The following is a 13,692-nucleotide window of genomic DNA, read 5'->3' as shown; positions in this document are numbered from 1 at the left end:
TATCCTTTTGGGGGGGTGACCGAATCCAGTTAAGTCTTGATTTTAGCAAACAAGAAATAACTGGATCCATACTTCAGGATGACGGATTCGACGATTGTCAAACTACGGTATTCGTACGAATCTGGTGTTTGCAAGAATGAGTTCGAGCAAAATGAGAAGAGCGCCGACCAAAAGCCACGGGTAGAATTTTTCGGCGTAGCGGGCGTATGCAATCGTCTCGATTTCAGTCTTTTCGAGTTCGTCGATTTCAGAGTAAATCTTTTCGAGTTCTTCCTTGTTCTCTGCGCGGTAGAAACGACCGCCGGTCTTTGCGGCGACATCCTTGAGCACGCTTTCGTCAATGCCTTCTTCGGGTTGGATATCGCGTTCACCCCAAGAGATTTCACCCGTCCACGGGTTCTGCTGGAACGCCAAAATCTTGCCGCTCTTTTTGCCGACGCCGACAGTATAGACTTTGACGCCCAAGGACTTAGCGACTTCGGCAGCACGCATCGGAGGCACGACGCTCGCATTGTCGCGGCCATCGGTCAAAAGCACCACCACGCGGGACTTGGCATCTGACATTTTGAGCCTTGCAAGGGCGTTCATGAGGCCATCGCCAATAGCAGTCCTATTGTTGATAAGCGTATCGCGGGCAAGATCGTCGCTTGCTTTGAGGATTTCAAGCAACGAGCCGTAATCCATCGTGAGTGGGCACTGCGTGAACGAACGGGCACCAAAAGCCGAAAGCCCGATGCGGTCGCTATGGCGTTTTTGAATAAATTCTGCAATCACGTCTTGAGCGTAACCGAGGCGGCTGTACTTCCAATATTCACCTTTCTTCAAAATGCGTTCAGCATTCATCACTCCGAGTTTCGCCTGTTCCGTACGAGTCAGCATGTCGAGTGTGCCCATGGAACCGGAAACGTCAAGCGCAAGCATAATATCCACGCCATCCGTCGAGGTGTATTCGACTTCCATCGCATTCTGCGGGCGGGCAAGCGCCACCACAAAGCAAATGAGCGCCGCCAATCGAAGTGCAGGTACTATGTGCCTAAACTTGACGCGACGGCTCGGCACCGCCTTTTTTGCAAGCGCGAGCGCCGGGAACTTGATAGTACTTTTACGGCGCTGTTGGCGATAGACATAGAGCGCAATCAACAGCGGAACAAACAATAACAGCCAAAAGGCTTCGGGATTTTGAAAATGAAGGGCACCAATATCCATTTCAGCTCCAAAATAACTAAAAACGATAATTACACGCAAGAATATACAATTTAGTGGCCGCAGAAACTTGTGTTTTGGAGATTTTTTAAATAATAAAAGGTGTGTGGTTATTGGTCATTAGTCATTGGTCCATGGTTTTTAGTTAAACTACAGCACCAAGAGCAAACCATCAACGCCAAGAACCGTGAGGCACGAGACTGCTGCAACCGTCACGAGTCCGCCACCAAGGAGCGAGGCGACCACAGCCGCCAAAAGTGCACAAACGCCCGTAATGCGACTATCCGTCGCAAAGAAAATCGCAGGCACAGTCATCGCGCTAAGCACGGTGTAAGGCACATATGCCAAAAACGAACTCCAGAAAACACTCTTGAGTTTTTTACGGAGCAGAATGAACGGCACTGCACGCAAGAATAGCGTAACGCCCGCCATGACAAGCAAATAGATTGCATAGGTCTGCAAATCAATATTCATTTTGCAACTCCTTCGGCATCATTGACTTCACCATTATCCATCTTCATGGGGAACAGCGCCGCCGCCACGAGGGATGCAACCAAAGCGCAAATGATAATCGCAAAACCCACAGAAACGCCACTGAGCGGCGGGAAGAACTTGAACGCACAGCTTAGCGCCACGGCAATTGCAACGGCAAAAATCGTCGGGCCATGAGATTTCATCTGCGGGACAACGATGGCCACAAACATGCCGTAAAGTGCGACACCAAGGGCGTTCGTCACCATCGCAGGGAGAATTTCACCGCAAATCGCGCCCACCATCGTTCCAAGCGACCAGCCAAAGTAAGGGAGCGTCGAAAGCCCGAGGAAATAAATCGGAGTTACACTTTTTTGCGACATCGCGACTGCAAAAATCTCGTCGGTGATGCCTGTCGCCAGAAGCAAGCGCTTTGCCGTCCCGAATTCAGGCGACACCTTCTGCGACAGAGAAATTGCCATCAGCGAATAGCGGAGGTTGATAAAAAACGTCGCAAGAGCCATTTCGATAAACGTACCAGCCGCATCTGCCATGATCTGAAGCCCCGCGAACTGCCCCGCCGACGTGAGGTTCGTCATAGAAATAAGCGTCACAAGCGGCCACGACAGAAAATTCGACCCCGCAATGCCAAACGAAAAGGACACGGCAAAATAGCCAAGCCCAATCGGGGAACCATCTTTCAAACCCTTTAAATAACTCATGGGCGCAAATGATAGAAAAAAATGGGAGCAGCGGCAATAGTTATTTATGCGAATATTTAAATATATGCGAAATTTAGGTTAGCCGTCACGACAACCTATTACGACTTATTGCGGAATTCTTTCGGGGAACGCCCAGTGTATTCCTTGAACGCTTGCGCAAACTTGCTGGAGTTTGTATAGCCTACGCGGCTCGCGACTTCGGCAATGTTAAATTTTCCATCTTGCAAGAGCTGGGATGCTGTTTTCATGCGGTACGTTTTGAGGTACGAATAAATGGAATCGCCATACGCTAGCTTGAAATATTTCTTCATCTGCGTCGGGCTCATGTCAATCTGCTTGGAAAGTTCTTCTAACGTCAAATGGTCTTCGATGTTTTCGCGCAGGATTTCTCGCAAGAGTTCCATTTTAGCCTTATAAGCACTCGGAATCAAAGCCGCCGTTTCGTAATTAGCTTCGGCATCGAGACGGCTCAAGAACAGCATGAGTTCGAGCACTTTGATTTTGAAATACGGCAGTCGGATGTTTTTCGGCAGCCTGTAGAGTTCTGAAAAGATATGGCTTACATGTTCGCTTGACGGTAATTTTAACGGCAACGTAAGCGGCTGGATTTTTTGGACAAGAGCTGCAAAGTCAACGCCGACAGCTTTGAACATGTTGACGAGTTCCGACTTGCAACGGTCCATCGAGAAAACAACAGCAATTCCATGGTAGCACTGAACTGGGAAACTGTATGTTTTGCAAGCTGGCATTTGATCCAAGAGCAGCAAGCCGTTCTCTTCCATGGATTTCAACAAGGATTCTGAATTTAGCCATTCTGCGCTGCCGTTATGGCAGTGCAAAACGATTAAACTTTTTCCTTGATTTTCAAAATTGAAGGTAAATTCCTTGAGGTGGAAATTACTATAAAAAACTTGTAACCCCGGCAAAATGTTGTACAATAAAAGATGGCCCGTTCCAGTTTTATTTTGCAGCATATAATGAGAAAAGAAATCTGTATTCTGGATTCGAATCAGATTCTTATCGGTTATGGGCGTTATCATGATTGCACTCTCTTTAAATTAGACTAGACCAAGTATTTTAGTCCAATCAAATTTAATTAGATTAAACCAATTAACTTAGTCAAGTCTAAATTTAGGCAATTTTCAAAAAAGTGTCAAGCAGAGCAACTAGAAAAAATACTTACCTTTTACCCATATTTGCGTATTATCCTCGTAAGTTTTAAACGTGCCACGACGGCCTCCAAGAATATCCGCGCCCAAAGAAAGCGTAATTTGGTCATTCAGCAAGTAATCGGCTGCCGGGCGAATGTAAAAACTCACATTGTCAATATCGTACATTCCATAGACAGAAAGTTTAAGCGTATTATTTAGGACTTCCTTGGAAATTCTCGCTGTTACCATGGATGTATTTTGATCCATCCCCAACTCTTTGCGATAATCCATGATTATTTTGTGCATATACTGCACCATGAACGTCCAGTTGTCGCCAGCATACCAATCGAGGCCAAACAAAGCATTAAACGTTTTTCGCAAGCGGTATCTGCGAGAATCGTTCAAAGCAATCGGTTCGCCAAAATAGCCTGCCATTTCGCCACGGACAACAAATTCACTCACCGGAATCGAAAAATCTCCGCCAAGAACGTACATGGGCTTGTAAATTCCCTGAATCACAACGGATTTTGTTTCTGGATCATAGTCTGCAATCGTCACGGGCGATTTGTTGAAAGTGCGAAGTGCCGTAAGCGAAAAATCGAGATTTTCGAGGAAGAAACGCAAGCGGGTACCGACTTCGCTGTTTTTAATATGCTTTTCGGGGGTTCCGCTCAAGTCCATGCTAACCCCTTCGGGCACAGGCATACTCCACGGATTATCTTCACCCGAGGGCATCACGAAATACTCCGGAACGGGCACAAAGACGAGTTCGGCGGAGAAACTTTCGCCAGGATACTTGAGATTGATCGCATTCACAGGCACGCGAATGTCGTCATAATCGTTTGCCATGAATTCGGTGTAGTCCATAGGCGAAATAAGGTCGGTAATGCGAAGCCCATCGGCAACGCCCCACGTGACAATTTGACGACCCGCCTTGACTTCGAGGTATTTGCCAGCGTAGTCGAAATACGCTTCGCGAAGGAACGCACCCGACTGCTCTTTGATGAGGCTGTTGTACGCGAGATTGACGCTCGAAAAGAGCGAAGCCTCGCCGTAGTTCGCACGCATTTCAAGACGGAGACGCGTCCGCGAAGACATGACTTTATACGGACTACCGAGTTGCAATGCGTGATACGAATCCACAAAGCCGTTCAGCTGCAAAGAAAGCTCATCTTCCTGAGCGTGCGCGGATAACGCGAACGCCGCGGACAACGCCAATGAAATCATAGATTGCTTCGTCACTTTGTTCCTCGCAATGACGTGTTTTATCATTTTTCCTCCTTAAAGGGAGATGCCCGCTCGGTGGCGGGCATGACAAAGCGGCAGGCACGGGAACCAATCCTTCACTGGATCCTTCGACTTCGCCCTTACGGGCTCCGCTCAGGATGACACAGGACAATACTGTCTACTTCCTACCGTCTACTTCCTACTAACTACAATCCTCTTTCCAACTTGTTCACAGAGAAAATCTTGGAATCGAGCTGGATGTTGTATTTCGGATCGAGGAAGAGGAGTTCCGTGGAGTGGCCCGTTTGAACGTTTTTCATTTCCATCCTGCCAACGGTCCAGAAGCCATCGACTTTTTTGATGTCCGAAGAGACCATCTGGCGGTGGAGCTTGCCGAGCTTGTCATAGAATTCGACCTTGGCGACGACATCGCAATCCTTGCGGATCCAGACGAGCTTCTTGGAGAAGATTTCTCCTTCCTTCTTGGGAGTCGATTCGACGACGTAGTAATCGAAACCGTCTGCCGATTCTTCGCGCAAGAGCTTGTACGTATCTTCATCGACGTTGCGTTTGCCGATATCATCGTACGTAAAGTCGGAACCCATGAAGTAGTCGGTCTTGGAACTCTTTCCGCTAATGCGGCGGGTCTTCTTCAAAGCCGGGAGATAGAGCCACTTGTCGTCTTCCTTGTTGACGTCATCGTAGTTCACGGTCAAGAAACCCGTGCCTTTCACGTCGTTCGGGTAAAGGAAGAACATGATGGTTTTCGTGTCCTCGCCCACGTCCATCGCATACGAAGTAATCTTACGGACGCGAGTGTTACCGCTCTTGTTCACGAGCTTCATTTCCATCGAAGAAGAACGCGTATCGCCATCCGGGCGGTTCTTGACTTTAACCATGATGTCACGGGCATTCGTCTGAGCCATGGACATCGTGCAGAGAGCGACTACGAGCGTCGCAGCAATTTTTGAGATTTTCATAAAATCCTCCTATTTTCCGAAAATTTTAAACTTCTTGATTAAAAGCGGCGTCACGAACAGGTCGGCGAGTAAAGCCGAGACAAGGCCCACAAACACCACAAAGCCAAAGTTGAACATCTGCGTCGCCTGCGATGTCGTAAAGCCCGCAAATGTCGCCACCATGATAATCGTCGTCATCACAAGGGCCGGGCCAGCGGCACGGAACACCTTGAGAATAGAATCCGTGTAGTTTTTGCTACGGTCAAATTCCACATGGCCATGGTTGATGAAGTGGATCGTATCATCGACAGAAAGACCGATAATCATCGGGATAAGCGTTGCAGTCATCATGTCAAGCGGGATGTTGCTGAAGCCGAGATAGCCGCCCACGAAAATACCCGGAGCGATGTTCGGAATCATGCCGATGAGCCCCGTGCGGACGCTGCCGAAGACAATCATCAAGAGCACCGCCACAATCACGACAGAGATGAGGAAGGATGTCATCTGGCCCACTTCCAAATACTGCTGCATAGCGGTAAACTGCGGCAAGTTACCCACAGCTGTCACCTTCGCGTTCGGATAAAGTTCGCGTGCGAAATTCTGCAAGTCCTCGATTTCCTTCTGGAGTTCGTTGGAGTTGTAGCTAGAGATTTCGACCATCAAACGGAGCTTCTTGTAATCGTAATCCATCCAGTAGCTCGCTTCGGAACCACCGGCATTTTCGTACAAGAGCAAGAGCTGAGCCACTTGTTCCTCCGTTTCCGGGATGACGTACATTTCTTGGCGGTTTTCATTCAAGGTGCGGTCCAAATCCTTCAAGATGTCGAGAATGGAAGTGGAGCGCTTTGTCAACGGATACTTTTGAGCGTGATCCTGCAACTGTTCCAACTTCTTGAGATTATCGACTTCCTTAGCCTTGTCGTTTGCACCAAAGTCAATCACCAAATCGTAAGAGTAGAAGCTACCGATTTCAGATTCGGCAACATAGAGCATCTTATTCACATACTCGACTTTGCGGCCCATCGTACGTTCCACGTCAAAAGCAGGTTCCATCTTGGTGACGCCATAAATCGAAATTGTCGTAATCACAGCGAACACAATTGCAATCGGTTTTCCGTGATTAAGAACAAACTGACCGAGAGAATTGAGGATGAGGCCCATACGAGTATCGCCCTTTTCGAGCACCTTGGCATTCGGCTTTTTGTCCTTGCCAAAGCTCAAAAGAATCGGCGAAATCGTAAGAGCCACAAGGAGAATAAACCCGACAGCGATAGAAGAGAGGATACCCACAGAGCGGATAGGCTTGAGCATGACCGAAAGGAACGACAGAAGCGCCACAATCGTCGTGAGGCCCGAGAACAGCACTGACCAGCCGGTTTCTTTCATGGCGTAAAGCACAGATTCCTTGCGCTTGCCCGTAAGCATCATATTCTTGCGGAAGAAAGAATGGATATGAATGTTATACGCAATGGAGACTGCGAACGCCAAGATGACAGGCACCATGATGTTGGTCGCATCCATGTAAAGCCCGAGATAACCCACCAAGCCAAATGTCATGATAACGCCTGCAAACGTGGTAATCAGCGGAGAAACGATTCCGCGGAGCGAACGCGTCACGAGGAACATCACGATGATGGAGCAAAGAATCGTAATAAGGAAAATACGCTTCATTTCCACGCCAATGTAAGTCAACTTCTGATGGCTCAAATAAGGCATACCCGTTGCAAGAGGGTGCAGCGGAGCGTACTTTTCCTTGGCGATAATTTCAGAAGTTTCACGGCCCGTCTTCATGTCTGGAGCTTCGGCCTTTTTGCCCTGAGCTTCGCCTTCAGCCTTCCACACAGAATCTTCCGGGAACGGACGGAGCTTCACGTTAATAAAGGCCTGCTTGCGGTCTTTAGAGATGAGCTTTTTTGCAAGCTCCGGCTTTGCGGCGAGTCGCTTTTCAATTTCGGCAAGGCCCGCTGCATCTGTCGGGATTTCCTCCGGCACGATTTGCACGATTTCCATGCCTTCGTCTGTACCGAGCATGTATTCCAAATCGACAATCGATGTTGCCTTACCATCAGAATACGAGAGGCTATCGCGCAACTCGTTCGAAAGTTCGCGCAAGAGCTTCAAATTTTCCGGCGTTAAAACAGACTGTTCCGTTTCGACCATCACGCCTACGAAATAGTCGTTGCCAAACGTTTCCTTGAACTTGTCCGTTTCAACAAGCATCGGGTCGCCTTCGATAAAGTAACTATCCCATGAGGCTTCGACGTAAATCTTTTTCATGCCCACGATAGAAATCGCAAGCAAGGCAATAAATGAAACAAGAAGCAAGGCCCTGTGCGAAATCAGGAACCTTGCGAAGTTTTCAAATTTTTCGTTCACCTTTTCGATATTTATTCGAATCCGTGACATACTCACTCCTTTTTTAATTCATTGACGAATTGTATGTTGTAAATCTTTTCCATCTGGAGAACATCCAAGACTTCTGCGACTTTTTCGTAAGGAGTCTTTTTGTCGATTTTCAAGGCCACCGGAGCTTTCTTGTTTTGCACGGCAGCGCTCTTGTTCTTCAAAATTTCAACTGTCGCCAATTCACCGTTGATGGCGATTTCCGTTTCGGAAAGTTCTATAAAGAAACCTTCGGAAACTTCCTGCTTGACTTCGCTCGAAGTCTCAGGCAATAAAAGCTTGAGGACGGATTTGTCCTGCTTAAAGACCGACGTCACCAAGAAAAAGACAAGCAGCAAAAACACGCAGTCAATTAAGGGCGTCATGTCCAGCGATATGCGACGACGTCTTTTAGCCATTGCGGGACTCCGTTCTCTTTGCGTCACGTTCCTGCAAAGTCTTGCCCAAGTGCAAAAGCACCTGGTTTTCGACTTCGTCCTGTTCTTGCTCCATGCGAGCATTCAGGTAGTTGAACGCAATCACGTGCGGGATAGCGACCACAAGCCCAAGGACCGTTGTCACGAGAGCAAACTTAATGCCCGTCGCAAAAGCGGATGGATCATCAAGGCCAGAGGCCGCTATCACCGTGAAAGCGTTGAAAATGCCCACCACCGTACCGAGGAGGCCAAGCATTGGAGAAATGGATGCGATATTTTCGACTGTCGTAAGGCCCTTCGTGAGCGGTGAGAAAGCAAGGCCGATTTCAGTGCGGATACTTTCCGTAATGATGTGATGGTCGGTATTGCAAGTCACCACACGATGAATTACCTTGTCTGTCAATCGCGGCTGAACCGTCTTATTAAAGACAATTAGCGAAATCACCTTCCAGATAATGATGGCGTAACCGATAAAGTTCAGTGCAACCAGGATGTAGCCAATATAACCGCCCTGTTTGACAAAATCAAGAATAAAGTTCATTACGATCTCCCTGCATTAAGTTTGTACTGGATTGGAATTTCGATTCTCCAGCGTTCTTTTTCTAAAAGTTTTGGAATAGGCTCGAATTTTTGCATTTTTGAAACCGCTTCTATCGCACTATTATCCAGCGAAGAATAGCGGCTCGATTCCGAGACTTCAATCTGTTCAATCTTGCCATCGGCAAGGATGGTGAACCGCACACGTACCGTGCCTTCCTGCTTTAGGCGCTTGGCCGTCGCAGGGTAATCCTTAATCTGTTCCAGTTGCTTTTTGAGCGAGCGCAAGTACGTGCGAGTCACCATTTTCACGGAATCTGCCGAAGGCTTGGGCGGTTCTTTGACCACAGGGGGCGCAGGCGGAGCCGGAGGAGCCTCGACAACCGGGGCCGCAACAGCCACAGGAGTCGGCTCTACAATCGGTTCTGGCTCCGGTTCCGGGACTTTTTCTTCTATGGGCTCGTCAACCACCTTCGGGATAATTTTAGCACGAACGACTTTTTTTTCAACCTTCGGAGCCTCTGGAGGAGGCGGTGGCGGAGGCGCGATATAAACTTGCTCAGCATGGAGCACCGGAGAATCTGGACGGTGTACCGGTATTTCTTCCTTTTGGAACAGCGGATTTAGCAAGGTTGCAGCATGGATAAGTATTGCAACAACAAGCCCGACATAAAAGGCCTTGTTGAAAGACAGTGCTGAATAAATCCGTTTGCGAGTCATTTTCGTTTCACTTTTGCGTTCACATTTGGGCGTTAAAAAATAAATCCAAAAGGGTCAAACTTTCCACTCTAAAAGGGTTCAAAACAATCCAATTAGACTGGGGTAACATTTTTAACAGAAACCGCATTTTTGTGCAAATTTCGCAGACAATCCAAAAAGTTTTGCAAAAATCCAATCCGTCTTTTTTTGTCTAAAATCTTTCAAAAAAGAAAAACATTGTTCTAAATTTTCTTAGCCCAATCTATCTTTTTTAGGAATTTTCAAGTATGGCTACAGACAAATCCAAAAACAATCCCATGAAATTACTTTGGCAGTACGCCGGGAATAAAAAAATTCAACTGGGAATAGCATCGTTTTATGCAATTTTGGGGGTATTTTTCGGCATCGTCCCCTATTTTTGCGTTGCCCAAATGCTCTCTGCGTTCTATTACAAGACAATAACGCAAGACGATATTTTAATTTACGGATTGATTACCATAGCCGCATACGCCATCAAAGTTTTTTTATCGACGGTTTCGACCATGAAATCGCACGAAGCGGCATTCTCAATTTTAAAAACATTGCGTACAATGATTACAGACAAAATGGAACGCATTCCCATGGGCGTTATGCTGGACAAAGCATCTGGCACATACAAAATGCTCGTCGTGGATACAGTTGAACGCATTGAAAAGCCTTTTGCCCACATGGTGCCAGAAATGACCGCAAACATCGTGACTCCTTTAACGATTGTTGTTGTTTTATTTGTGATGGATTGGCGCATGGCACTTGGTGCTATCGCGACCATTCCTTTGGGCTTTTTGGTCACCATGGGGCAAATGATTGGTTACAAAGAAAAGTCGGCACGCTACTTCAAAGCAAACGCCGACATGAACGATGCCATCGTGGAATACGTGAACGGAATTGAAGTCATCAAGGCATTCAACCAAAGTGCATCTTCTTTTGGAAAATTCACCAACGCTTGCAAATACTACCGCGACACGACTCTCGAATGGTGGCGAGGTTGCTGGTTTTTCTCGGCAGCAGGATTGAGCACACTTTCTTCGACATTGCTCGTCACGCTTCCGCTGGGAGCCTACTTGTTCATGAATGGAAAGATTGAATTTGCGACATTCCTTACCTGTGCCGTGCTCAGCATGGGTATTTCAGGGCCGATACTTGCCGCAATGGCCTACGCGGAAACATTCGCCTCGGTGTTTCAGGCATTTATGCAAATCGATGATTTTCTCAATGAAAAAGATCAAGTTCGTCCGAATGAAAACGTACAATTCAATGGTTCCTCTTTTGAATTCAAGAACGTGACTTTTGGCTATAAAGAAAAGAACGTTTTGAACAACATCTCTTTCAAAACGGCAGAAACTGGCGTTACGGCAATCGTCGGGCACTCGGGTAGCGGAAAATCCACCATTGCAAAATTGATGGCCGGGTTCTGGGATGTGGGCGAAGGAGACATATTGCTCGGTGGCGTCAGCTTGTCCAAGATTCCATTCAAGCAACAAATGCAAAAAATCAGCTACGTGGCACAGGACAACTACTTGTTCAACGTCTCCATCATGGAAAACATCCGCATGGGCCGTCCGGAGGCAAGCGACAAGGAAGTTTACGAAGCTTCAAAAGCTGCGGGCTGCCACGAATTCATCAGTGCACTTGAACACGGATACAATACAAAAGCTGGCGATGCGGGCAACAGGCTTTCTGGAGGCGAACGCCAACGCATTACGATTGCACGTGCAATTTTGAAAAACGCAGATGTCATCATCTTGGACGAAGCAACCGCTTACGCCGACCCCGAAAACGAAGCAGAAATTCAAAAAGCACTTTCTAGACTCATTCATCATAAAGTACTCATCGTCATTGCGCATAGACTTTCGACCATCAAGAACGCCGAAAAAATTTTGGTCATCGAAAATGGCGAACTAGCGGCCTGCGGCACGCATGATGAACTCATAAAGCAATGTACTTTGTACAAATCCATGTGGGAACGTCACATTGCAAGTTCTGAACCCAAGGAGGTTGCATAATGCTCAAGACATTGAAAAGAATTATCAAGCTTTCAGGTCAATACAAGAAGCGAGTTTATTTTGGGCTTGCATGCAGCATTCTGAACTCTGTATTCAACTGCTGTTCCGTACTCGCGATTCTTTGGATATTGAAAAACATCGACAAGCTTACGATGCATATCATTTGGCAGACCGTAGGCATTTTAGCCGCTGGACTTTTCGGCAAGATTCTCCTTCGATTCTTGACCAACATCTTCATGACCGCCGCAGGGTACAACATTTTTACAGACAAGAGACTTGAACTTGGCGACAAACTGAAAAACGCACCCATGGGCTATTTTTCTAAAGAAACTTTGGGACGCATCAACAACACCATCACCACCAACATGGCGACCCTTGAAAACTTCACGATGATGGCCGTAGATAACGTTGTCGGCGGCATTTTGCAAGGCCTCTGCGTTTCCATCTTTTTGATGATTTTCGAATGGAAAATCGGCATCATCGCTATTCTTGGAATTTTGATTTCGATGTTTTCGCTTTTCATGATCCAAAAGAAATCGGGTTCGTTATCATTAGCCCGTTACAACACAGTTGAAAGGGTCACAAATAACGTTATCGAATACATTCGAGGAATCGCTGTGATCCGCTCCTTCGGACGAGGAAACGCATCCAAGCTAAAAGAAACATTTGACGATTTTGAAAAGACAAGCATCGCCATGGAAAAAACGGTTCTTGTCCCACATGGATTTTTCAGAGCGACTCTCGAAGTATTCAGCGGCATCATCATCTTGAGCGCAGCATGGATGACTTATCACGGGACTATGGATTTTACCTATGGCATGATGTTCCTCGTCTCAGGATTCATCATTTACGGTCAAATGGAACTCCTCGCCAATGGAGCGTTCATTATGGAACAAATAGAAACAGCGATGGACCAGATGGACGAAACATACAATGTTCCCAAGCTAACAGGAACACAGTCTGTTGACGAAAATAAGAGCGACATTGAAATCAAAAATGTGACATTCGGCTACGACTCTCGCGTAATTCTAGACAAGGTCAGTGCTAAAATTCCTGCGAAATCCAAATGCGCGATTGTCGGTTATTCGGGCAGCGGCAAGACTACGTTGTGCAACTTGATTGTCCGCTTTTGGGACGTGCAATCTGGAGCAATTACTTTTGGCGGCAAGGACATCAGAAGCTACGCCCCGGACGAACTACTCTCGCATTTTTCCATGGTTTTCCAGAACGTATTCCTGTTTAACGATACCGTAGAAAACAACATCAAGTTCGGTTGCCCAGACGCCACGCATGAACAAATTATAGAAGTTGCAAAACGTGCACGTTGTCATGACTTTATCGAAGCTTTGCCGAACGGCTACAATACGATTATCGGCGAAAACGGAAGCAGCCTTTCTGGCGGCGAAAAGCAACGAATCTCGATAGCACGAGCCCTTTTGAAAGATGCACCTGTCGTCATTCTCGACGAGGCCACATCTTCTGTAGATCCAGAAAATGAATGTGAATTGATGGCCGCCATTGCAGAACTCACTAAAGGCAAGACCGTAATTTCAATCGCCCACCGATTAAATACGGTCAAAAATGCAGATCAAATTCTCGTCATTGACCACGGACATATCGTGCAACGAGGAACACATAACGAGCTCTGCAATGTAGACGGAGTCTATAAGAAATTCTTGGATATAAGGCAATCTTCAGCAGGCTGGAGCATTACCTAAAAAAATTACGGGCCACCACCTCTCCTTATACACAACAGCGTCGGGCAATCGCTCGACGCTTCTTTTTTAGGCAAAAAAAATATGGCGTGCCGTTTGAATCAACAATTGGCACGCCATACCCTCTTCTATTGTAGTCTGGGTTAT

At 46.9% G+C, this 13,692-nt stretch carries 12 protein-coding genes; 2 read left to right on the top strand and 10 right to left on the bottom strand.

Going from position 1 to position 13,692, the window contains the following annotated elements; translation table 11 throughout:
• Positions 1 to 102 precede the first annotated feature (102 nt).
• The 10 genes from IKG78_RS03805 to IKG78_RS03760 form a co-directional block, all read right to left on the bottom strand.
• On the bottom strand, positions 103 to 1,206 hold the full coding sequence (locus tag IKG78_RS03805; RefSeq protein WP_290939543.1) for a VWA domain-containing protein: 1,104 nt from the start codon (positions 1,204 to 1,206) through the stop codon (positions 103 to 105).
• A gap of 147 nt (positions 1,207 to 1,353) precedes the next feature.
• Entirely contained in the window at positions 1,354 to 1,677 is a 324-nt protein-coding gene (locus IKG78_RS03800) for an AzlD domain-containing protein (protein WP_290939539.1), read from the bottom strand.
• Positions 1,674 to 2,396, bottom strand: a complete 723-nt coding sequence (locus IKG78_RS03795) for an AzlC family ABC transporter permease (RefSeq protein ID WP_290939535.1) — start codon at positions 2,394 to 2,396, stop codon at positions 1,674 to 1,676. Before IKG78_RS03795 ends, IKG78_RS03800 begins: the two co-directional genes overlap by 4 nt.
• A 98-nt stretch (positions 2,397 to 2,494) precedes the next feature.
• Positions 2,495 to 3,436: an AraC family transcriptional regulator gene (locus tag IKG78_RS03790; RefSeq protein WP_290939531.1), complete on the bottom strand. Its 942-nt coding sequence runs from the start codon at positions 3,434 to 3,436 to the stop codon at positions 2,495 to 2,497.
• 126 nt (positions 3,437 to 3,562) lie between these two features.
• On the bottom strand, positions 3,563 to 4,819 hold the full coding sequence (locus IKG78_RS03785) for a DUF1302 family protein (protein WP_290939528.1): 1,257 nt from the start codon (positions 4,817 to 4,819) through the stop codon (positions 3,563 to 3,565).
• 161 nt (positions 4,820 to 4,980) lie between these two features.
• Entirely contained in the window at positions 4,981 to 5,754 is a 774-nt protein-coding gene (locus IKG78_RS03780) for an outer membrane lipoprotein-sorting protein (protein ID WP_290939525.1), read from the bottom strand.
• 9 nt (positions 5,755 to 5,763) lie between these two features.
• The gene (locus IKG78_RS03775) at positions 5,764 to 8,139 is read right to left on the bottom strand and encodes an MMPL family transporter (protein ID WP_290939522.1); all 2,376 of its coding nucleotides are present in this window, start codon (positions 8,137 to 8,139) and stop codon (positions 5,764 to 5,766) included.
• A 2-nt stretch (positions 8,140 to 8,141) separates the two neighbouring features.
• Complete coding sequence (locus IKG78_RS03770) at positions 8,142 to 8,534, bottom strand: biopolymer transporter ExbD (RefSeq protein ID WP_014546408.1); 393 nt, start codon at positions 8,532 to 8,534, stop codon at positions 8,142 to 8,144.
• Positions 8,527 to 9,093, bottom strand: a complete 567-nt coding sequence (locus tag IKG78_RS03765) for a MotA/TolQ/ExbB proton channel family protein (RefSeq protein ID WP_014546407.1) — start codon at positions 9,091 to 9,093, stop codon at positions 8,527 to 8,529. Before IKG78_RS03765 ends, IKG78_RS03770 begins: the two co-directional genes overlap by 8 nt.
• The gene (locus tag IKG78_RS03760; protein WP_290939518.1) at positions 9,093 to 9,809 is read right to left on the bottom strand and encodes an energy transducer TonB; all 717 of its coding nucleotides are present in this window, start codon (positions 9,807 to 9,809) and stop codon (positions 9,093 to 9,095) included. The genes IKG78_RS03765 and IKG78_RS03760 overlap by 1 nt, the downstream gene beginning before the upstream one ends.
• 266 nt (positions 9,810 to 10,075) lie before the next feature.
• Here IKG78_RS03760 and IKG78_RS03755 point away from each other — a divergent pair, with 266 nt between their 5' ends.
• Positions 10,076 to 11,830 (top strand): ABC transporter ATP-binding protein, encoded by a 1,755-nt coding sequence (locus tag IKG78_RS03755; RefSeq protein WP_290939516.1) that lies wholly within the window; start codon positions 10,076 to 10,078, stop codon positions 11,828 to 11,830.
• On the top strand, positions 11,830 to 13,548 hold the full coding sequence (locus tag IKG78_RS03750) for an ABC transporter ATP-binding protein (protein ID WP_290939513.1): 1,719 nt from the start codon (positions 11,830 to 11,832) through the stop codon (positions 13,546 to 13,548). Before IKG78_RS03755 ends, IKG78_RS03750 begins: the two co-directional genes overlap by 1 nt.
• Positions 13,549 to 13,692 lie beyond the last annotated feature (144 nt).

The organism is Fibrobacter sp. (assembly GCF_017545445.1).
Lineage (GTDB): Bacteria > Fibrobacterota > Fibrobacteria > Fibrobacterales > Fibrobacteraceae > Fibrobacter.
The sequence above is the reverse complement of the archived record's forward strand: the minus strand, read 5'-3'. Positions and strand labels throughout refer to the sequence as shown.